The organism is Paraburkholderia sp. GAS38, from assembly GCF_050434965.1.
Taxonomy (GTDB): domain Bacteria; phylum Pseudomonadota; class Gammaproteobacteria; order Burkholderiales; family Burkholderiaceae; genus Paraburkholderia; species Paraburkholderia phenazinium_A.
Map to the genome: position 1 here is coordinate 1 of NZ_JBNDJO010000022.1, position 20535 is coordinate 20535.

Genomic DNA, 20535 nt, shown 5'->3' on the forward strand with positions numbered 1-20535 from the left:
CATCTGGCTAGGCATGCAGCGAATAGTGGACTTCGTTGCCGGCATCAGGTACATGCGCGAGGTCGAGCAACAGACTTGTGTGTAATGGAATGCGTTTACCCCTCCATGGGGCGACTAAGTGTCTGATTTGGGTCAAAATTGTGAAGATGGTTCACTGCTTTCGTGCGAGCAAAAAGGATTTTTTTCTGTCAGGCTCTGGGTGGGCCGTAAGGGAAGCACGTGGGACGGGGGACGGCAAGCGGATCGGTTTGGTCGCTTTTGCCGTAGAATGTCCGACTTGTTTTAATTTTGCGACCATTCATGGCGAAGACCGCATCGAAAGATACCGCTGCAACGGCCGCCGAGGGCGCTGACAGCACACCGCTGCCCGAGAACTACGAAGCGGCGCTGGCGGAGCTGGAAGGACTCGTTGCGCGGATGGAAGGCGGCAGTCTGAGCCTCGAGGAATCGTTGTCCGCCTATCGGCGCGGCGCGACCCTCGTGACGTTTTGCCAGCAGCAACTGGAAAAGGTCGAGCAGCAGGTACGGGTTCTCGATGGCGAGACCCTCAAGCCGCTGCCCATGAGTGGCGCAGGCACAGCCGCTACAGAGAGCGGGGACGACCTATGACTTTCGAACAATGGATGCACTCGGTACTCGGGCGCGTCGAGACGGCACTTGAACACTATCTGCCGGCGCCTTCTGTCGAACCGGCGCAACTGCATGAAGCCATGCGTTATGCGGTGCTGGGCGGCGGCAAACGGGTGCGCCCTTTGCTGTGCCACGCGGCTGGGGAGCTGACGGGCGCACGCGCCGAATGTCTCGATGCGGCAGCGGCGGCGCTGGAAATGATCCACGTGTACTCGCTGGTGCATGATGACATGCCGTGCATGGACGACGACGCGCTACGGCGCGGCAAGCCCACCGTGCACGTTAAGTATGATGAACCGACGGCGCTGCTGGTGGGCGACGCGCTGCAGTCGCAAGCTTTCGTTGCGCTGACGGCCGAGGTGCTGGCGCCGGCGCAACAGGCCGCGCTGGTGCGCGAACTGGCGCTGGCGAGCGGTTCGGTCGGCATGGCCGGGGGCCAGGCCATCGATCTGGCGAGCGTCGGCCATAAGCTGACGCGGCCGCAGCTCGAAACGATGCATCGCATGAAGACCGGCGCGCTGCTGCGCGCCGCGGTGCGCATGGGCGCACTGGCCGGCGAAACGCCCAGCGCGGACGCGATGCGTTCGCTCGACGCTTACGCGGCTGCGGTAGGCCTCGCGTTTCAGGTGGTGGACGATATTCTCGACGTCACGACCGATTCCGCGACGCTCGGCAAAACGGCAGGCAAAGACGCGAAGGACGGCAAGCCGACCTACGTGTCGATCATTGGGCTCGAGGCGTCGCGCGAACTCGCAGCGCAACTGCGCACCGATGCCCACGCTGCGATTGCGCCATTTGGCGCGCGTGCGCAGCGTCTTGCCGAACTGGCTGATCTGGTGGTGAACCGGGTTAGCTGAACGCGAAAGCCCGCCGCCGCGCGTTCGTTACGACGAATGCGTGAATGAAGTGCGGGCGCGTAAGTTTTCCTACAATGGAACGACGATGTACGACTTGCTGAAAACCATCGACGACCCGGCGGCCTTGCGCCGCCTCGATCGCCGCCAATTGCAACCGCTTGCAGACGAGTTGCGTGCCTTCGTGCTCGACAGCGTCTCGCAGACGGGTGGGCACCTGTCGTCGAATCTTGGCACGGTCGAACTGACGATTGCGCTGCACTATGTGTTCGACACGCCGCGCGACCGGATCGTCTGGGATGTCGGCCATCAGACCTATCCGCACAAGATCCTGACCGGTCGCCGCGACCAGATGCACACGCTGCGGCAGTACGGCGGCATCTCCGGTTTTCCGCGCCGCGACGAATCGGAGTACGACACGTTCGGCACCGCGCACTCCAGCACGTCGATCTCCGCGGCGCTTGGCATGGCGATCGCCAGCAAGCTGCAAGGCCAGAACAACATGGGCATCGCCGTGATCGGCGACGGCGCGATGACGGCCGGCATGGCCTTCGAAGCCATGAACAACGCGGGCGTCGAAGACGACGTGCCGCTGCTCGTGATCCTGAACGACAACGACATGTCGATTTCGCCGCCGGTGGGCGCGCTGAATCGCCATCTGGCGCGCCTGATGTCGGGCCGCTTCTACGCCGCAGCGCGTGCCGGTGTGGAGCGCGTGCTGCGCGTCGCACCGCCGATGCTCGACCTCGCTCGCAAGCTCGAAGAGCACGCGAAGGGCATGATCGTGCCGGCTACGCTGTTCGAAGAGTTCGGTTTCAACTACATCGGCCCGATCGACGGTCACGACCTCGATTCGCTGATCCCGACGCTGCAGAACATCAAGGAACTGCGTGGTCCGCAATTCCTGCACGTCGTGACCAAGAAGGGCCAGGGCTACAAGCTGGCGGAAGCGGATCCGGTGCTGTACCACGGCCCGGGCAAGTTCAATCCGGCCGAAGGGATCAAGCCGTCCACGGCGCCTAGCAAGAAGACGTACACGCAGGTTTTCGGCGACTGGTTGTGCGATGCGGCCGAACTCGACTCGCGCGTCGTCGGCATTACGCCGGCCATGCGCGAAGGCTCGGGCATGGTGGAGTTCGAGAAGCGCTTCCCGGACCGCTACTTCGACGTCGGCATTGCCGAGCAGCACGCAGTGACGTTTGCGGGCGGCCTTGCAGCGGAAGGCATGAAGCCGGTCGTGGCGATCTACTCCACGTTCCTGCAGCGCGCCTATGACCAGTTGATTCACGACGTTGCCCTGCAGAACCTGCCGGTGGTCTTCGCGATCGACCGTGCGGGTCTGGTCGGCGCGGACGGTGCAACGCACGCGGGTGCTTACGATCTGGCGTTCCTGCGCTGCATCCCGAACATGACCGTGATGGCGGCGTCGGACGAAAACGAATGCCGTCAGATGCTCTACACGGCGTTGCAGCAGCCGAACCCGACGGCGGTGCGCTATCCGCGCGGCGCCGGCACCGGCGTCGCGACGGTCAAGCAGATGGCCGCGCTGCCGCTGGGCAAGGGCGAAGTGCGTCGGGAAACCGCGCAGCCGGCCGGCAAGCGGGTCGCGATTCTGGCGTTCGGCACGATGGTCGCGCCGTCGCTGGCCGCCGCCGAGCAACTGGACGCCACCGTGGCGAACATGCGCTTCGTGAAGCCGCTCGACGCCGAGCTGGTACGCCAACTGGCGGAGACGCACGACTACATCGTCACGGTCGAAGAAGGCTGTGTGATGGGCGGCGCGGGTTCGGCTTGCGTCGAAGCCCTGCTCGCCAGTGGGGTTATGCGACCCGTACTACAATTGGGCCTCCCCGATCGTTTCATTGATCATGGGGATCCGGCCAAGCTGCTCGCGGAGTGCGGTCTGGACAGCGCGGGCATTGCTAAGTCGATCCGCGAACGCTTCCTGGATCACGCTGCCGGAAAGTCGGTCAAGCGCGTCGCTTAACAGCGTCAGTGAGCGCGTCGTAGGGCCGAGCCGGGCGCCGGGTTTGCGGGCGCTATCGCGGCTATAGCAATCTCCAACTTGAATCGGTGGGCCCTCGGGCCCATCATGCAACGCCGGCTTCAGCCGGCGTTCGCCGTTGCGTGCGTCGATCCGCCCGGCGGCCGAGCACCCCAATCTGTCGCTGTGCGACAGGCCCGTAGCGGGCAATTCCCTCGCGGGACTTCCTGCGGAGCGGAAATCCTGGGGCGGCTTGGCGCTTTCTAAAGGACAAGAAGATGAATCAGATGAATCCCGCCTTCGTGATGCCCGACGTGCAGAGTACGGTCGACACCCGCCAGATCCCGATTCAACGGGTCGGCGTGAAGGCCGTGCGCCATCCGCTGACGGTGCGTACCCAGGGCGGCGACGTGCAGCCGACGGTCGGCACGTGGAACCTCGATGTCCACCTGCCCGCCGATCAGAAGGGCACGCACATGTCGCGCTTCGTCGCGCTGCTTGAAGAGAACAAGGCGCCGCTGGAGCCGTCGACGTTCCGCACCATGCTGGCTGCAATGCTCGAGAAGCTCGAGGCCGAAGCGGGCCGGATCGAAGTCTCGTTCCCGTACTTCGTCAACAAGACTGCGCCGGTGTCGGGCGTGCAAAGTCTGCTGGACTACGAAGTGACGCTGACGGGCGATACCCGCAACGGCGTGACGCGCGTGTTCCTGAAAGTACTGGTGCCGGTCACGAGCCTGTGCCCGTGCTCGAAGAAGATCTCGCAATACGGCGCGCACAACCAGCGCTCGCATGTGACGATCAACGCTGAACTGGCTGGCGACGTGCCGGTGGAAGAGTTGATTCGGATTGCCGAAGAAGAGGCATCGTGCGAATTGTGGGGCTTGTTGAAGCGGCCGGACGAGAAGTTCGTCACCGAGCGCGCGTATGAAAATCCGAAGTTCGTGGAAGACCTGGTGCGCGATGTGGCGCAACGTCTGAATGCGGATGCGCGGATTGTCGCGTATGTGCTCGAAGCCGAGAATTTCGAATCGATCCACAATCACAGCGCTTATGCTGTGATCGAGCAGGACAAGCGGGTCGCTCGCTGAGTCGCACTTCTCTGCCTTGATGTGAAAACGGCCGCTTAAGCGGCCGTTTTGCTTTGCTGCGAGGTATTTTCGTTCGATGCGGTTGGCTGCCACGCGTGACTAGCGCTCGCCGTCGCGGTTGCCTTTGCCCTTGGCCGCCTCGCGATTCGCTCAGCGTGCGAGCGAGGTCAGATCCCAGCGCGGCTTGACCGTGAACGCGTAGTCCTTGGCCGATTGGTCAGGCCAACGCTGTAACCGTAACGCGCCGGCGAGCGCGATCATCGCGCCGTTGTCGGTGCAGAGTGCGAGATCGGGGTAATGCACGTCGAAACCGCGTTTCTTCGCAGCGGCGGAAAGCGCTTCGCGCAACTGCCGGTTGGCGCCCACGCCGCCCGCTACCACCAGGCGGTTGAGCTTCGTCTTCTTGAGCGCGGCCAGCGATTTGGCGGCCAGCACATCGACGGCCGCATCGACGAAGCCACGCGCCAGGTCGGCCTTGGCCTGTTCGCAGATATTTGCGCCGCCGAGCTTCTTCACATGCGTCAGCACAGCGGTTTTCAGGCCGCTGAAGCTGAAATCGAGGTCGCCAGAATGCAGCATGGGGCGCGGCAGAACCACCGCTCCAGGCGTGCCGAATTCCGCCAGCCGCGAGACTTCCGGCCCGCCCGGATAGCCGAGGCCAAGGAGCTTGGCGGTCTTGTCGAAGGCTTCGCCGGCCGCGTCGTCGAGGGTCTCGCCCAGTGTCTCGTAGACACCCACGTCTGTGACGCGCATCAGTTGCGTGTGACCGCCCGACACCAGCAGCGCCACGAACGGAAACGGCGGCGGCTCGTCGACCAGCAGCGGCGACAGCAAGTGCCCTTCGAGGTGGTGAATGCCGATGGTGGGTTTGTCCCACGCCATGGCGAGCGCATTGGCGATGCTGGCGCCGACCAGCAGCGCGCCGGCCAGCCCCGGACCTTGCGTATAGGCAATTGCGTCGATCTCGCCGCGCGCCGTGCCGGCGCGTTCCAGCACTTCTTCGAGCAACGGCAGCGCGCGCCGGATGTGGTCGCGCGAGGCGAGTTCGGGCACGACGCCGCCGTACTCCCGGTGCATGGCAATCTGCGAATGGAGTGCGTGCGCAAGCAGGCCGCGCTCCGTGTCGTAGAGCGCCAGGCCGGTTTCGTCGCAGGAGCTTTCGATGCCGAGAACGAGCATGATTCGAGGGCCGAAGGGCGCGGCAACATGCGGCTGAATGGCTGCCCGCGTGGACTCGCGTGCATGTTCAGGCGCCCTAAAAAGTGAAAAGGCAAGCCTGAAAGTATAGCAGTGCGGGGCAGGGGCCGCAGGTACAATGCGCGCCATGGAATCCTTCGATATCGCGGTCATCGGCGCGGGCGCGGCCGGCATGATGTGCGCGGCGGTTGCCGGGCAACTCGGACGGCGCGTCGTGCTGATCGACCACGCGCCTCGCCTCGCGGAGAAAATCCGTATTTCCGGCGGCGGCCGCTGCAACTTCACGAATCTGTACGCGGGACCGGCAAACTATCTGTCGGCGAATCCCCATTTCTGCCGCTCGGCGCTCGCGCGCTACACGCCGCGCGACTTCATGGCGTTGCTCAAGCGCCATCACGTCACGTGGCACGAGAAGCACAAAGGGCAACTGTTCTGCGATCAGTCGAGCGACGCGGTCATCGACGTGCTGAAGCGCGAGTGCGACGCCGGCAATATTGCGTGGCGCAGGCCGCTCGCCGTGGAGCAGGTGCGGCACGACGCAACCGAGGGCTATACCCTCGACACGCAGGCTGGCCCGATCCGAGCCCGGGCGGTCGTGGTAGCGACGGGTGGCCTGTCGATTCCGAAGATCGGCGCGACGGATTTTGCCTACCGGCTGGCCAAACAGTTCGGCCACAAGCTGATCGACACCCGCCCGGCTCTCGTGCCCCTCACGTTCGCGGCAGCCGACTGGGAGCCGTTTGCGGCGCTCTCGGGCGTCTCGGCGGAAGTGCAACTCGCGACCGGCAACAAGAAGACCGGCGCGGAATTCGTCGAAGACCTGCTGCTCACACACCGCGGGTTGTCCGGGCCGGGCGTGCTGCAGATCTCGAGCTACTGGCAGCCCGGCGAACCGATCCACATCAACCTGCTGCCGGAGCGGGACGCCACGACCGCGCTGCTGGAGGCGAAAACCAGCACCAAACGGCAGATCGCCAACCTGCTGGCCGAATGGGTGCCGACGCGCCTCGCCCACGTCTGGCTGGAGACGCACCAGATCCCGGCGGAGGCGCGCATCGCCGATTTGCCGGACAAGACGCTGCGCCGCGTCGGTGAGGCGTTGTCGCGCTGGACGCTCACCCCCAACGGTACCGAAGGCTACCGCAAGGCCGAGGTGACGCGTGGCGGGATCGATACGCGCGACCTGTCCTCGTCGACCATGATGAGCGCCCGCGCTCCCGGCCTGTTTTTCATCGGCGAGGCGGTCGACGTGACCGGCTGGCTGGGCGGTTACAATTTCCAATGGGCGTGGGCCTCGGGCGTGGCGGCAGGCCAGGCGGCCGCGGAATACGCCAGGGCCGGTGCGAGCCCGTCATAAGCGCGAACCGGCTCCAGGGGGCTTGACGCGGGCGTCTCTTTATGAGAAAGGTCTGCTATACTCCCCAACCTTTACGAAGTTCCGTTATTGAAAAATGACGATCATCCGCGTAAAAGAAAACGAGCCATTTGAAGTCGCAATGCGCCGCTTCAAACGCACGATCGAGAAGAACGGTCTCTTGACTGAACTGCGAGCGCGCGAGTTTTACGAAAAGCCCACGGCTGAGCGCAAGCGCAAGAAGGCATCGGCGGTGAAGCGCCACTTCAAGCGGCTGCGCAGCCAGATGCTGCCAAAGAAGTTTTATTGATTCTGACGTCGCTGCGGTTCCTACGGAGCGTCGGCACGCAACCGGTGGCGGCACAAAAGGCTGCCCCGTGCGGACAACCTGGCCTTCACGGCCACCTGGTCAAGCCGCATCTACTCCGCGCATATGCGTCAACCCGCGCGCCAACCCGCTTGAGGAAGCAGTCCCAAGCGGGTTTTTGTGTTGATGCACCGGGCATGGCCAGACCTTTTTCACATTCCAACGCATTCAGGTGAGTAATGAGTCTCAAGGATCGGATCAACGACGACATGAAGGCCGCCATGCGGGCCCGCGAAACCGAGCGTCTCGGCACCATCCGCCTGCTGCTCGCCGCGATCAAGCAGCGTGAAGTCGACGAGCGCATCGTGCTCGACGACGCCGCCATCACCGCGGTCATCGACAAGATGATCAAGCAGCGCAAAGACTCGATCAGCCAGTTCGAGGCCGCGGGCCGCACCGACCTGGTCGAGAAGGAAAGCGCCGAGCTCGCCATTCTCTCGGCCTATATGCCGGAGCAACTGTCTGACGCGGAAATCGCCGCCGAAGTGCAGGCTGCGGTCGCGCAAACCGGCGCTGCCGGCCCGCAGGACATGGGCAAGGTGATGGGCGTGCTCAAGCCGAAGCTCGCCGGCCGCGCCGACATGACCGCCGTGTCCGGGCTGGTCAAGGCTGCGCTCGCGAAGTAATGCGGTTTTCCCGGTCTGTGCGGCCTGTTCCTGGACAGGCGGGCCGCGCAGCCTTCTGGCTTTCAAGGTAGTGCCCCCACTGTGATTCCGCATTCGTTCCTGCAGGATCTGCTGAACCGCGTCGATATCGTCGACGTGGTCGGCAAGTATGTGCAACTGAAGAAGGGCGGCGCTAATTTCATGGGGCTCTGTCCGTTTCACAACGAAAAGAGCCCTTCGTTTACGGTTAGTCCGACTAAGCAGTTCTATCATTGCTTCGGTTGCGGCGCGCACGGTACGGCGATTGGCTTCCTGATGGAGCATGCCGGGCTGACGTTCCCCGAAGCGGTCAACGATCTGGCGCAGTCGGTCGGCTTGACGGTGCCGCAGGAGCCGTCGCCGAATCAGGGCGGCGGAGGCGGCGGGTATGCGCCGGCGGCTTCCAAGGCTGTGACCACCGCGCTGTCGGATGTGATGCAGACCGCATGCGACTTCTACCGCAAGCAGTTGCGCGGCGCGCCCAACGCGATCCAGTACCTGAAAAAGCGCGGCTTGACGGGGCCGATCGCGGCCCATTTCGGCATCGGTTACGCGCCCGACGGCTGGCAGAATCTCGAGGATGCGTTTCCCAATTATCGGGACGAAGCGCTGGTGGACTCAGGGCTCGTGATCGTCAGCGAAAAGGCCGACGCGCAGGGGCAGAATCGCCGTTACGACCGCTTTCGCGAGCGGATCATGTTCCCGATCCGCAATGTCAAAGGTCAGGTGATCGGCTTCGGCGGCCGGGTGCTGGATGGCGGCGAGCCCAAGTATTTGAATTCGCCGGAAACGCCTCTATTTAACAAGGGCAGCGAGTTGTATGGGCTGTTCGAGGCGCGTCTGGCCATTCGTGAACAGCACTACGTGCTGGTGGTCGAAGGGTACATGGATGTGGTCGCGCTGGCTCAATTAGGGTTCCAGAACGCTGTCGCCACGCTGGGTACCGCCTGTACGCCGATTCATGTGCAGAAATTGATGCGGCAGACCGATACGGTCATTTTCAGCTTCGACGGCGACTCCGCGGGCCGGCGGGCCGCGCGCCGGGCGCTGGACGCGTGTCTGCCGCATGCGGCGGACAACCGGACGATCCGCTTCCTGTTCCTGCCGTCCGAGCACGATCCGGACAGCTACGTGCGGGAATTCGGCACGGAAGCGTTTGCCGAACAGGTCGAGCGGGCCATGCCGCTGTCGCAGTTCATGCTTAACGAAGTGCTGGCCGGCAAGGAGCTGGACCAGCCGGAAGGCCGGGCGCGCGCCCTGTTCGACGCCAAGCCGCTGCTGCAGGCGCTGCCGGCCAACGCGCTGCGCGCCCAGATCATGCATATGTTCGCCGACCGGCTCGACGTGCCGTTCGACGAGGTGGCCGCGCTCTGCGAGGTGGATTCCCGGATCGCCGCCGCCGCAAGGCAGGCGCCGGCCCGCAAGGACCGCCGCAGCGTGACCGGGATCGAGGAAAAGACCCTGCGCAACCTGGTGATGCATCCCCGGACGGTCGCCGGGCTGGACGAAGACTCGGAGCAAGCGTTACTGACCATTACACGCCACGGCGAGCTGTTTGAGGAAGTTACGACGCATGCCCGCGCGCTGGGCGACGCCGCGGAGTTCCAGTTGCTGTCGGATCTCTTGAGAAACGGCGCCAATGCCCCGACTTTCGAGGAAATCTTTCGCAAAATTCTGGACTATGATGAAAACGTTCGGGATTTGTTGCTGAAGGATCCGACGGATGCGGCCGTCATAGAGGAACGGCGCGAGCAGGAACGGATTGTCGGCGAGGAGTTGAAGGCGGCGATCCTGAAGATGCGTTACGACGCCTATTGCGAGCGGCTCGAGCAACTGTCGCGGCAATCCAGGCATACCGCCGAGGAATTTGCGGAATTGACGGATCTGAATCAGAAACGGGCTGACATGAAGCGTCAGCTCGGGCTGTAGCAGGGGCGGGCTGGACCTAAGCTATAATAAAAGGTTTTCAGCGGTTTGTTTTCCAGGCAAAAGGCGAAAGGCGATTGCAATGGCAAAGACTACAGGCGGAAAGAAAGCGGCAGGCACAGGCTCTGATGAGCCGACCACGAAGGTCACCGGGGCCAGGTCCGTTTCTTCCGCGAAAAGAGGGTCTGCCGAGGTCGCCGTGAGCGTGACACCTGTTGCCCGGAAGAAATCCTCGACTTCTTCCGCTGCGAAAGCGGCGTCGGTGAGTACGGTGAAAGCCGCCAAGCCGGTCACGAAGCAGCCGAGTACCAGAAGCGCAAGGGAAGCGGTTGCCGCCCAGGACGATGCGGTAGCGCGCGAGTCTTCAGTATCCACGGTTCTACCGGCTGTTGTCCAGCAGCCGCGAGTCGAGACTACAGCCGGTACGGCGAACTCCATGACGAAAAAGCTGAACGAAGTATCCGTCGATGACGACGCAACCCCGAGCGAGGAAACTACTGCAGCTCCGGGCAAAGGCGACAAGGCCAAGGCACGCGACCGCCGCGCGAAGGAAAAAGCGCTGCTGAAAGACGCGTTCGCGTCCTCCCAACCGGGCACCGTCGAAGAGCTCGAAGAGCGCCGCTCGAAACTGCGCGCGCTGATCAAGCTCGGCAAGGAGCGCGGCTTCCTGACGTACGCCGAAATCAACGACCACCTCCCGGACAACTTCACCGAGACCGAGGCGATCGAAGGCATCATCAGCACGTTTAACGACATGGGTGTGGCCGTCTACGAACAGGCCCCCGATGCGGAAACGCTGCTGCTGAACGACAACGCGCCGGCGGCTTCGTCGGACGACGAAGTTGAAGAGGAAGCCGAAGTTGCGCTGTCCACGGTCGATTCCGAATTCGGCCGCACTACCGACCCGGTCCGCATGTACATGCGTGAAATGGGCACGGTGGAACTGCTGACGCGCGAAGGCGAAATCGAAATTGCGAAGCGCATCGAAGACGGCCTGAAGCACATGGTGATGGCCATCTCCGCATGCCCGACGACGATCGCGGACATCCTGGCCATGGCCGAGCGTGTCGCGAACGAAGAGATTCGTATCGACGAACTGGTCGACGGCCTGATCGACGCCAACGCGGAAGACGCGGACGGTTTCTCCGCGCAGGAAGCGGAAGCGATCGAGAGCGAAGACGAGGAAGTCGAAGAGGAAGAAAGCGAGGACGAGGAAGACGACGACGGTGCTGCGCAAGCCACCGCCAACGCCGCGCAAATGGAAGCCTTGAAGCGTGCCTCGCTCGAGAAGTTCGCCATGATCAGCGAATGGTTCGACAAGATGCGGCGTGCTTTCGAGAAGGAAGGCTACAAATCGAAGTCGTATCTGAAGGCTCAGGAAACGATCCAGAACGAGCTGATGACCATCCGCTTCACCGCACGCACGGTCGAGCGTCTGTGCGACACGCTGCGTGCCCAGGTGGATGAAGTGCGTCAGGTCGAGCGTCAGATCCTGCATACGGTGGTCGACAAGTGCGGCATGCCGCGTGCCGAGTTCATCGCACGTTTCCCGGGCAGCGAAACGGACCTCGAATGGGCCGACAAGATCGTGGCCGAGGGCCATGGTTACAGCGGGATTCTCACGCGTAACATCCCGGCGATTCGCGAACAGCAACAACGTCTGCTGGATCTGCAGGCGCGCGTCGTGCTGCCGCTGAAGGACCTGAAGGAAACCAACCGCCAGATGGCGGCAGGCGAACTGAAGGCGCGTCAGGCCAAGCGTGAAATGACCGAGGCCAACCTGCGTCTCGTGATCTCGATTGCGAAGAAGTACACGAACCGTGGCCTGCAGTTCCTGGATCTGATTCAGGAGGGCAACATCGGCCTGATGAAGGCGGTGGACAAGTTCGAATATCGCCGCGGCTACAAGTTCTCGACGTACGCCACGTGGTGGATCCGTCAGGCCATCACGCGTTCGATCGCGGACCAGGCGCGCACGATCCGGATTCCGGTTCACATGATCGAAACGATCAACAAGATGAACCGCATCTCGCGTCAGATTCTGCAGGAAACCGGTCTCGAGCCGGATCCGGCGACGCTGGCTGAGAAGATGGAGATGCCGGAAGACAAGATCCGCAAGATCATGAAGATCGCGAAGGAGCCGATCTCGATGGAAACGCCGATCGGTGACGACGACGATTCGCATCTGGGCGACTTCATCGAAGACACCAACACGGTGGCGCCGGCCGACGCTGCATTGCACGCCAGCATGCGCGATGTCGTGAAGGACGTGCTCGACTCGCTGACGCCGCGCGAAGCGAAGGTGTTGCGTATGCGCTTCGGTATCGAGATGAGCACGGATCACACGCTCGAAGAAGTCGGCAAGCAGTTCGACGTGACGCGTGAACGGATCCGTCAGATCGAGGCTAAGGCACTGCGCAAGCTGCGTCACCCGAGCCGCTCTGACAAGCTGAAATCGTTCCTCGAAGGCAACTGATCGAGGGGCATCCGGCTACTGCCGCGGATACAGGGGCTTTCCGGTCGTTTTGCTGACGCGAAGCGGTCACGAAAGCCCCTTTTTCGTGTAGTATGTCGGCCAATCAGCGAATAGGCCCGGCCTTTTTTAGACCGGGTCTTTTTGTTGGTTTCAAATCATCTTAGGGCCGGACGCCGTGCTGGTTGCAGGCAGCGGACTCATAATCCGCCTCCGAAAGGACACCGTGGGTTCGACTCCCACCCGGCCCACCAGGGCTTTCAGCGGCTTTTGATCTTAAAGTCTGCCCCGCACATTACCCTCCGCTTCGCAATTCACCTCTATCGGGTCGGTCTGACCTTGTCTTCGCGGCGCTTCCAAACGTAGTGCTCCGTCATCACGAGCGCCCTCTGCCCGATGTCGCGCCCGTCATGCGTCGAGAACCCACCCCAACTCAACCACGACCATCACAGGTAGGGTTATCGCGGATAGCAACCATCGAACAGGTGGCTATAGTTCGTAAACTGAAAAAAAATACAGCGAGCGAAAAAAATATCACTTCGCTCCTGGATGTGGAGAAGACATGACGAAACCCGGTGCCAAACGTGACGCCGAAGACAGTCTCGCCATCCGCGCGGCGTGGTTGCACTACGCCGCGGGGATGACCCAGGCGGATGTCGCTGCGCGGCTTGGCGTCAGCAATGTCAAGGCGCATCGGCTCATCACGCGAGCCAATGAGAGCGGCGCCGTGAAGGTCACGATCGACGGCGACGTGGCCGAATGCATTCTGCTGGAAGCGGCCCTTTCTCACCGCTACAGCCTGTCCCAATGCGAAGTCGTGCCGGAATTGCACGAAACCGGCCTGCCGTTGCGCGCACTCGGCATTGCCGGCGCGCACTTTCTGCAACGCGAGATCGCCGCCCGTCAGGGCGGAACCATCGGTATCGGCCATGGCCGCACGCTGGCCGCGCTAGTGGCCGAGATGCCGCGCATGGACGCCGGCAAGGTCCGGTTCGTTTCGCTGCTGGGCGGCGTCACACGCGACTACACCGCAAATCCCTACGACGTGATCCACCGTCTGGCGGAGCGAACCGGCGCGATGTCGTATGTGATGCCGCTGCCGTTTTTCGCCAATACGGCGGAAGATCGCGAAGTCCTGCTGGCGCAACGCGGCGTGCGCGAAGTGTTCGATATCGCCGCGCATGCGGATCTGATGATCGTCGGCATTGGGACGGTGCTGCCCGACGCGCAGCTCGTTGCTTCGCAGATGATCGCGCCGGATGAAATTCGCGAGGTGCGCGATGCAGGTGGCCACGGCGAGGTGCTCGGTCACTTCTTCGATCAGCACGGCAAGTCGGTCGAAACCTCGCTGGCCGCGCGCACCGTGGCGCCGCAACTTGCCGATCTGACCGGGCGGCGCATCGTCGCCATCGCCGGCGGCCTCGAAAAAGTGGACGCGATTCGTGCTGTTCTCAACAGTGGCCTGCTCAGCGGCCTGATTACCGACGAGGCCACCGCGCTCGCCCTGAACGACGGCGCTATCGAGGTGGGGGCGTCATGATGGCCAACCCCGGTGGTGATCTGGTGATCGGCATCGACGCCGGCACTTCGGTGATCAAGGCTATCGCATTCGATCTCGCAGGACGGCAGATCGCGGCTGCCTCGGTGCCCAATCATTACACGACGCATGCCGATGGCGCGGCGTTTCAGTCGCTCGACCAGACATGGACCGATTGCGCGCAGACGCTGCGCAATCTCGGCGCCAAAGTCGAAGGACTCGCGCAACGCACGAGGGCGATTGCCGTGACAGGGCAGGGCGATGGTACGTGGCTCGTCGGCGCTAACAACCGGCCTGCCACCGACGCCTGGCTGTGGCTCGACGCGCGCGCTGCGGATACCGTGCGGCGGTTGCAGCAAAAGCCGGCCAACCGGGCCCGCTTCGAAGCCACCGGCACAGGACTGGCGGCATGCAGCCAGGGCGCACAGATCGCCCATATGGCGGTCACCATGCCCGAGGTGCTGGACCGCGCCGAAGTCGCGCTGCATTGCAAGGACTGGTTGTACCTCAACCTCACCGACGTGCGAGCGACGGACCCGTCGGAGGCGAGCTTCACGTACGGCAACTTCCGCACGCGCCAGTACGACGACGTCGTGATCGACGCGCTCGGACTAACGGCGCGGCGCGGGCTGTTGCCGGAGATCGTCGACGGCACCGAACTCATGCATCCACTGACGTCCGAAGCGGCCGCGGCCACGGGACTTCTGGCCGGAACGCCGGTGTGCCTCGGATTCGTGGATATCGTGATGACGGCGCTCGGCGCGGGCATTCACACCGCCAACGCCGATGGCGCGACCTGCTCGATCATCGGCTCGACCGGCATGCATATGCGCGCGGTGCAGAACACCGCCGTGCGCCTGAACGACGAGGGCACGGGCTACGTCATCGCATTGCCGGTGCCGGGCATGTCGGCGCAGGTGCAGTCGAACATGGCGGGCACGCTGAACATCGACTGGATCCTGAATCTTGCTTGCGATCTGCTCGCGGAGTTCGGCACGGAGTTGTCGCAAAGCGACCGCGTCAAACGCATCGACGGATGGCTGCAATCCAGCCGGCCGGGTGCGCATCTGTACCACCCCTACATTGCCGATGCGGGCGAGCGTGGACCTTTCGTCAACCCCAATGCGCGCGGCAGTTTCATCGGCCTCACCAGTGAAAGCCGTTTCCCCGATCTGTTGCGCTCGGTGGTGGAAGGGCTCGGGATGGCCGCGCGGGACTGTTATGCGGCCATGGGCGGCGCGATGCCTGCAGAGTTGCGCCTGACAGGCGGTGCGATGCGTTCGCGCGCAGTGCGCTCGGTGCTCGGGGCGGTGGTGGGTGCGCCGGTTCGTATCTCGCAGCGCGAAGAGGCCGGCGCGGCGGGCGCGGCGATGATGGCGGCGGTCGCGCTCGGCGCGTATCCCGACATGCAGGCGTGTATCGCCGAATGGGTTACGCCGCTGCTGGGACAACCCGAGGCGCCGGATCCCGCGCTGATGCAAACCTACGCGCGCGCGTTTCCGGCGTACCAGAAGGCGCGACGCGCTCTGGAACCGGTGTGGGAGGACATGGCGCAGCAGGCTAAAGCCAGGTGCAGTCCCGAAGCCTGTGCATCCGACAACGCGGTCGAACTGAGGGCGGTGCAATGAGTGACAGTCAGATGATCGACCTCGTCGTGGTGGGTGGCGGCATCAACGGCGCAGGCATTGCACGCGATGCAGCCGGTCGGGGATTGTCGGTGGTGCTGTGCGAGAAAGACGATCTTGCGCAGGGCACCTCGTCGCGTTCGGGCAAGCTGGTGCATGGTGGGCTGCGTTATCTTGAGTACTACGAATTTAGGCTGGTTCGCGAAGCCTTGATCGAACGGGAAGTACTCCTCAACGCAGCGCCGCACATTATCTGGCCGATGCGCTTTGTCCTTCCCCACAGCCCTGATGATCGCCCGGCCTGGCTCGTGCGTCTGGGCCTGTTCCTGTATGACCATCTTGGCGGCCGCAAGAAGCTACCCGCCACACGCACCCTCGATCTGCGGCGCAGTCCTGAAGGCGCGCCGATCAAGGACCAGTTCCGCAGAGGCTTCGAATACTCGGACTGCTGGGTCGATGACGCACGTCTTGTCGTGCTCAACGCCGTCGATGCAGCGCAGCGCGGCGCACAGATCCTCACGCGTACGGCGTTCGTGTCGGCTCAACGCGAAAACGGCGCGTGGCGCGTCGAGTTGCGCGATACGCGCAACGGTAAAAGCCGCATTGTGATGGCGCGTGGGCTGGTGAATGCGGCCGGGCCGTGGGTGGCGGACATCATCGGTCGCGTGACCGGTGGCCAGTCGACCCGCAAGGTGCGCCTTGTCAAAGGCAGCCACATCGTCACGCCGAAGTTCTGGGACGGCCCGCACTCGTACCTGGTGCAGAACCACGACAAGCGTGTGATCTTCGTCAATCCGTACGAAGGCGACAAGGCGCTGATCGGCACCACGGACGTTCCGTGGGACGGCGCGCCGGAGAGCGTGTCGATCGACGACGCGGAGGTCGATTACCTGCTGGCCGCGGTGAACCGCTATTTCAAGCAGCCATTGCGACGCCTGGACGTCGTGCAGAGCTTCTCCGGGGTACGCCCGCTATACGACGACGGCAACGGCAATCCCTCGGCGGTGACGCGCGACTATGTGTTCGATCTCGACGCCAACGACGGCGCGCCGCTGCTCAATGTGTTCGGCGGCAAGATCACCACGTTTCGCAAGCTGTCCGAGGCGGCGATGCAACATCTGCGGCCGACATTCCCCGCCATGGGACCTGACTGGACCGCGACCGCCACCCTGCCCGGCGGCGAGATCGAGGACGGCGACGTGCCGCGGTTCATCGCGCGTCTGCAACGCGAGTATCCATGGCTCCCGCGCGAATTGACGGGCTACTACGCGCGGACCTACGGTGCACGCACGGCTCAGGTGATCGACTCTGCCCAATCTCTCGCCGATCTTGGCCGTCAGTTCGGGCCGAATTTTTACGAAGCCGAAGTGCGTTACCTGGTGGAGCAGGAGTGGGCCGAAACGACGCAGGACATCCTGACGCGGCGGACCAAGCACGGACTGCATATGAACGCCGAGCAGACGGCAGCGTTCGGCGCCTGGTTCGAAGGACTCGACCGGAAATCCGCGTAAGCCGGACCACGACGACCCACATCAACACGAGATAAGAGACACGAGACGAACATGGCTTTCACGCTCGCACTCAACACGAATCCGCTGGTGAACCGCTTCGCGGAACCGGACGATCTCATCGACGCCATTGCGTACCAGATGAAGATCCGCGACGTGCAGCTCACGCACGAGTTCATCAACCCGTCGTGGCCCGCGGCGGTGACGCGGCGTCTGACGCGCCAGATGCGCGCAGCGATGGCGCGCACCGGCGTGCGCATCACGTCGGGCATGACCGGGCCGTATGGGCGGCTCAACCATTTCGGCCATCCGGACGCTGACGTGCGGCGCTATTACGTCGACTGGTTCAAGACCTTCGCTGATATCACGGCGGAGCTTGGCGGCCACTCAATCGGCACACAGTTCGCCATTTTCACGTATCGCGACTACGACGACGCAGCGAGGCGCGAAGCCTTGATCCAGACCGCGATCGACTGCTGGTCGGAAGTGGCGGAACACGCGAAATCGGCGGGATTGCAGTACGTATTCTGGGAACCGATGTCGATCGGACGCGAGTTCGGCGAGACGATCGCCGCGTGCCTTGCGCTGCAAAAACGGCTGAACGACGCCGACATGGCCGTGCCGATGTGGATGATGGCCGATATCGATCACGGCGACGTGACGAGCGCCAATCCCGACGACTTCGATCCCTACGCCTGGGCGCGTGCGGTGCCGCGCGTCTCGCCGATCATCCATATCAAGCAGTCGCTGATGGACAAGGGCGGCCACCATCCTTTCACCGCCGAGTTTAATGCTCGCGGCCGTATTCAGCCTGAACCGCTGATCGCCGCGCTTCACGACGGCGGTGGACGGGACAACGAGATCTGCCTCGAGTTGTCGTTCAAGGAACGCGAACCGAAGGACCGGCAGGTGGTCGAGCAGATCGCCGAGTCGGTCGCGTTCTGGGCGCCGCATTTCGACACCGGCTTGTCCGATCTGAACCTCTAACGGAACGAGGCTGCGATGCACGGAGCAATGATCGGAGACGCGGACCAAGGCATCGCACTTCGGCCACCTGACGCGGCGACGTCACCGGTCAAGGCGCGTGCATCCGGCCCGCTTTCGTTGTGGTTTCGTAGTTCTGAAGTTCAGGAGGTGTCCTCATGAGCGCAGTTGCATTTACGGTGAATAAACGGCCCCGTCACACTGCTCGCGCAGTGACCGCCGTCGTGGCGCTGGTGGCCGTGGTCGTGGCGATGGCTTTTAGCGTCAAAGTCGTGAAGATCGGCGCAAGCGGCGATGCGGAAGCGAAGGTTTTCGATCCCGCTGCCTATGGCATGGCGCAATTTCCGAAGACGCAGGCGGCGATCGAGAGCCGCGCAGTCAGTGCCGATACGCTGGCCGCGGCAATTACCAAAGATCAGGATGCGGCGGGCAAGCAATACGGTGTGGCAGGCGGCGGCGTAGGTCCCGAAATGTCGGTCAAGTTCACCGGCGTAGCGGATAAGGACGATTCCGGCATCTATACCGTCAAGGTGCCGAACCTGCCCGACTCGCTGAGCATCCGCGTGCAAACCGGTCCGGCCATCAACGGCACCGATCTGCGCGACGCTACCGGCACCATCAGCTTCGAGCAGTTCACCAATCAGATCGACTACCAGAACGCCGGTTACGCGATCAACACGGCAATGAAGAAAGCGGTGCTGGCGAAGGTCGATACCAGCAAGCTGGCGGGCAAGACCATCTCCGTGGTGGGCGTGTTCCAGCTGGTCAACCCGAATGGCTGGCTCGTGACGCCGGTCAAACTGGACGTGAACTGATGAGTGCGCTCCAGAGTGAACCGCTGGCGAGCGACGTGTTGCTGTCGGCGCGTGACGTCGTCAAGTCGTACGGTGGCGTGCATGCGCTGAAGGGCGTCAACTTCGATATCCATCGCGGCAAGGTCACCACGCTGTTCGGCGAGAACGGCGCGGGAAAATCGACCTTGATGAAGATTCTCGCGGGCGTGGAAACCCCCACGTCGGGAACGATCGAACTCGATGGCGAGCGCGTAGCGTTTGCTTCGGCGAACGATGCGCGCGATCACGGCATCTCGATCATCCATCAGGAACTGAGTCTTGCGCCCAACCTGAACGTGCGAGACAACATCTTCATGGGACGCGAGCTGCGCGCCGCGACGGGTGTCAATTTTGCCGAAGAGGCGCGCCAGGCGCGTGCCCTGATGGCAGACCTAGAAGAAGAAATCGATCCATTGACGCGCGTCCACGACTTGCGTCTTGGTCAGCAGCAGGTGGTTGAAATTGCACGCGCTCTATCGGTGCAATCGCGCATCCTGATCATGGACGAACCGACTTCTGCGCTGAGCGCTTCCGAAGTGGAAGTGCTGTTCAAGGTGATCCGCGACCTGACGAGCCGTGGCGTGTCGATCGTGTATATCTCGCATCACCTCGAAGAGGCGTTGCAGATCACCGACTACGCAGTCGTATTGCGTGACGGCAGGATCACGGCCACGGCCGAAGCCAAAGACATCGACCTGGCGTGGATCGTGCGCCACATGGTCGGAGAAAATTTCGATCTCGGCTCGCCGCCGACCGGCTACACGTTTGGCGACGTCGCGCTGTCGATCAAGGACGTCAGCGTCGCCGACGCATCCGGCTCCGATATGTCGGTCGTCGATCATCTCTCGCTCGATGTGCGGGCCGGCGAGATCGTGTGCATCTACGGCTTGATGGGAGCAGGGCGCACGGAACTGCTCGAGGCGGTCGCGGGCCGTTTTCCGACCTGCGGCGGGCAGGTTTTGCTCGAAGGCGAGGACGTCGCGTCGCTGAGCATTGCGGGGCGCATTGCGAGAGGTCTCGTGCTGGTGCCCGAGGATCGTCAGCGCGATGGACTGGTGCCGACGATGAGCGTCGGCAGCAATCTGTCGCTTGCGAGCATCGGTACGTTCGTCCGGGGCATGCTGCTGTCGTTCCCACGCGAACGTGAACTGGTCGATCAGTCGATCCGCAACGTCCGCGTCAAGACGGCCGGCGCGGGCGCGAAGATCGGCTCGCTGTCGGGTGGCAATCAGCAAAAGGTCGTGATCGGCAAGATGCTCGCTACGCACCCGAAAGTCATTTTGCTCGACGAACCTAGCCGCGGCATCGACATTGGCGCCAAGGCCGAAGTTTTTCGCCTGCTGAGCGAGAGCGCCAAACAAGGCCTCGCGGTGGTGTTTTCCACGTCCGAAGTGGGTGAATGCCTGAGCATCGCGCACCGGATCGTCGTCATGCGACGCGGCAAGATTTCCGCAGAATTCGGCACCGATGCCACCAAAGACCAGATCATGGCTGCCTCGGGCGAAGCCGTGGTGATCTGATCGTCGAAATG

General features: G+C 63.1%; 16 protein-coding genes and 1 tRNA gene. 16 read left to right on the plus strand and 1 reads right to left on the minus strand.

Annotated features, from left to right (window positions below; genetic code table 11):
• The first annotated feature begins 300 nt into the window (after positions 1 to 300).
• From P3T42_RS34745 to folE2, 4 genes are all read left to right on the plus strand, one after another.
• Positions 301 to 609: an exodeoxyribonuclease VII small subunit gene (locus P3T42_RS34745; RefSeq protein WP_074294137.1), complete on the plus strand. Its 309-nt coding sequence runs from the start codon at positions 301 to 303 to the stop codon at positions 607 to 609.
• A complete protein-coding gene (locus P3T42_RS34750; protein ID WP_074294138.1) occupies positions 606 to 1487 on the plus strand; it encodes a polyprenyl synthetase family protein in 882 nt (293 codons plus the stop codon). Before P3T42_RS34745 ends, P3T42_RS34750 begins: the two co-directional genes overlap by 4 nt.
• An 85-nt stretch (positions 1488 to 1572) precedes the next feature.
• A complete protein-coding gene (dxs, locus tag P3T42_RS34755) occupies positions 1573 to 3471 on the plus strand; it encodes a 1-deoxy-D-xylulose-5-phosphate synthase (RefSeq protein ID WP_429308550.1) in 1899 nt (632 codons plus the stop codon).
• 275 nt (positions 3472 to 3746) lie between these two features.
• Positions 3747 to 4556 carry a GTP cyclohydrolase FolE2 gene (gene folE2 / locus P3T42_RS34760; RefSeq protein WP_074294140.1) on the plus strand — a complete coding sequence of 270 codons (810 nt, stop codon included), beginning with the start codon at positions 3747 to 3749 and terminating at the stop codon, positions 4554 to 4556.
• A 150-nt stretch (positions 4557 to 4706) separates the two neighbouring features.
• Here folE2 and tsaD read toward each other — a convergent pair whose 3' ends face one another.
• Entirely contained in the window at positions 4707 to 5735 is a 1029-nt protein-coding gene (gene tsaD, locus P3T42_RS34765) for a tRNA (adenosine(37)-N6)-threonylcarbamoyltransferase complex transferase subunit TsaD (RefSeq protein WP_074294141.1), read from the minus strand.
• Positions 5736 to 5880: 145 nt separating this feature from the next.
• Here tsaD and P3T42_RS34770 point away from each other — a divergent pair, with 145 nt between their 5' ends.
• The 12 genes from P3T42_RS34770 to P3T42_RS34825 all read left to right on the plus strand — a co-directional run bounded on the left by P3T42_RS34770 (position 5881) and on the right by P3T42_RS34825 (position 20524).
• The gene (locus P3T42_RS34770; protein ID WP_083640210.1) at positions 5881 to 7110 is read left to right on the plus strand and encodes an NAD(P)/FAD-dependent oxidoreductase; all 1230 of its coding nucleotides are present in this window, start codon (positions 5881 to 5883) and stop codon (positions 7108 to 7110) included.
• A gap of 94 nt (positions 7111 to 7204) precedes the next feature.
• Positions 7205 to 7417, plus strand: a complete 213-nt coding sequence (gene rpsU, locus P3T42_RS34775; RefSeq protein ID WP_074266548.1) for a 30S ribosomal protein S21 — start codon at positions 7205 to 7207, stop codon at positions 7415 to 7417.
• Between the two features lie 236 nt (positions 7418 to 7653).
• Positions 7654 to 8100, plus strand: coding sequence for a GatB/YqeY domain-containing protein (locus P3T42_RS34780; RefSeq protein WP_074294143.1), 447 nt, complete (start codon positions 7654 to 7656; stop codon positions 8098 to 8100).
• 81 nt (positions 8101 to 8181) lie between these two features.
• A complete protein-coding gene (gene dnaG / locus P3T42_RS34785; protein ID WP_074294144.1) occupies positions 8182 to 10047 on the plus strand; it encodes a DNA primase in 1866 nt (621 codons plus the stop codon).
• Between the two features lie 79 nt (positions 10048 to 10126).
• Positions 10127 to 12520: an RNA polymerase sigma factor RpoD gene (gene rpoD / locus P3T42_RS34790; protein ID WP_429308551.1), complete on the plus strand. Its 2394-nt coding sequence runs from the start codon at positions 10127 to 10129 to the stop codon at positions 12518 to 12520.
• Between the two features lie 163 nt (positions 12521 to 12683).
• Positions 12684 to 12771: transfer RNA gene (locus P3T42_RS34795), tRNA-Ile, on the plus strand.
• A 308-nt stretch (positions 12772 to 13079) separates the two neighbouring features.
• Entirely contained in the window at positions 13080 to 14057 is a 978-nt protein-coding gene (locus tag P3T42_RS34800) for a sugar-binding transcriptional regulator (protein WP_429308552.1), read from the plus strand.
• Complete coding sequence (locus tag P3T42_RS34805; protein WP_216352689.1) at positions 14054 to 15682, plus strand: FGGY-family carbohydrate kinase; 1629 nt, start codon at positions 14054 to 14056, stop codon at positions 15680 to 15682. The genes P3T42_RS34800 and P3T42_RS34805 overlap by 4 nt, the downstream gene beginning before the upstream one ends.
• On the plus strand, positions 15679 to 17190 hold the full coding sequence (locus P3T42_RS34810) for a glycerol-3-phosphate dehydrogenase (RefSeq protein WP_429308553.1): 1512 nt from the start codon (positions 15679 to 15681) through the stop codon (positions 17188 to 17190). Before P3T42_RS34805 ends, P3T42_RS34810 begins: the two co-directional genes overlap by 4 nt.
• 51 nt (positions 17191 to 17241) lie before the next feature.
• Positions 17242 to 18174 carry a sugar phosphate isomerase/epimerase family protein gene (locus tag P3T42_RS34815; protein WP_429308554.1) on the plus strand — a complete coding sequence of 311 codons (933 nt, stop codon included), beginning with the start codon at positions 17242 to 17244 and terminating at the stop codon, positions 18172 to 18174.
• 155 nt (positions 18175 to 18329) lie between these two features.
• A complete protein-coding gene (locus P3T42_RS34820; protein WP_429308555.1) occupies positions 18330 to 18986 on the plus strand; it encodes a DUF2291 family protein in 657 nt (218 codons plus the stop codon).
• Positions 18986 to 20524 (plus strand): sugar ABC transporter ATP-binding protein, encoded by a 1539-nt coding sequence (locus P3T42_RS34825; protein WP_429308556.1) that lies wholly within the window; start codon positions 18986 to 18988, stop codon positions 20522 to 20524. The genes P3T42_RS34820 and P3T42_RS34825 overlap by 1 nt, the downstream gene beginning before the upstream one ends.
• Positions 20525 to 20535: the final 11 nt, after the last annotated feature.

Excerpts from the sequence above, each read along its gene's own strand:
- P3T42_RS34745 (WP_074294137.1), top strand. The coding sequence starts at position 301 with ATGGCGAAGACCGCATCGAAAGATACCGCTGCAACGGCCGCCGAGGGC.
- P3T42_RS34750 (WP_074294138.1), top strand. The coding sequence starts at position 606 with ATGACTTTCGAACAATGGATGCACTCGGTACTCGGGCGCGTCGAGACG.
- dxs (WP_429308550.1), top strand. The coding sequence starts at position 1,573 with ATGTACGACTTGCTGAAAACCATCGACGACCCGGCGGCCTTGCGCCGC.
- folE2 (WP_074294140.1), top strand. The coding sequence starts at position 3,747 with ATGAATCAGATGAATCCCGCCTTCGTGATGCCCGACGTGCAGAGTACG.
- tsaD (WP_074294141.1), bottom strand. The coding sequence starts at position 5,735 with ATGCTCGTTCTCGGCATCGAAAGCTCCTGCGACGAAACCGGCCTGGCG.
- P3T42_RS34770 (WP_083640210.1), top strand. The coding sequence starts at position 5,881 with ATGGAATCCTTCGATATCGCGGTCATCGGCGCGGGCGCGGCCGGCATG.
- rpsU (WP_074266548.1), top strand. The coding sequence starts at position 7,205 with ATGACGATCATCCGCGTAAAAGAAAACGAGCCATTTGAAGTCGCAATG.
- P3T42_RS34780 (WP_074294143.1), top strand. The coding sequence starts at position 7,654 with ATGAGTCTCAAGGATCGGATCAACGACGACATGAAGGCCGCCATGCGG.
- rpoD (WP_429308551.1), top strand. The coding sequence starts at position 10,127 with ATGGCAAAGACTACAGGCGGAAAGAAAGCGGCAGGCACAGGCTCTGAT.
- P3T42_RS34800 (WP_429308552.1), top strand. The coding sequence starts at position 13,080 with ATGACGAAACCCGGTGCCAAACGTGACGCCGAAGACAGTCTCGCCATC.
- P3T42_RS34805 (WP_216352689.1), top strand. The coding sequence starts at position 14,054 with ATGATGGCCAACCCCGGTGGTGATCTGGTGATCGGCATCGACGCCGGC.
- P3T42_RS34810 (WP_429308553.1), top strand. The coding sequence starts at position 15,679 with ATGAGTGACAGTCAGATGATCGACCTCGTCGTGGTGGGTGGCGGCATC.
- P3T42_RS34815 (WP_429308554.1), top strand. The coding sequence starts at position 17,242 with ATGGCTTTCACGCTCGCACTCAACACGAATCCGCTGGTGAACCGCTTC.
- P3T42_RS34820 (WP_429308555.1), top strand. The coding sequence starts at position 18,330 with ATGAGCGCAGTTGCATTTACGGTGAATAAACGGCCCCGTCACACTGCT.
- P3T42_RS34825 (WP_429308556.1), top strand. The coding sequence starts at position 18,986 with ATGAGTGCGCTCCAGAGTGAACCGCTGGCGAGCGACGTGTTGCTGTCG.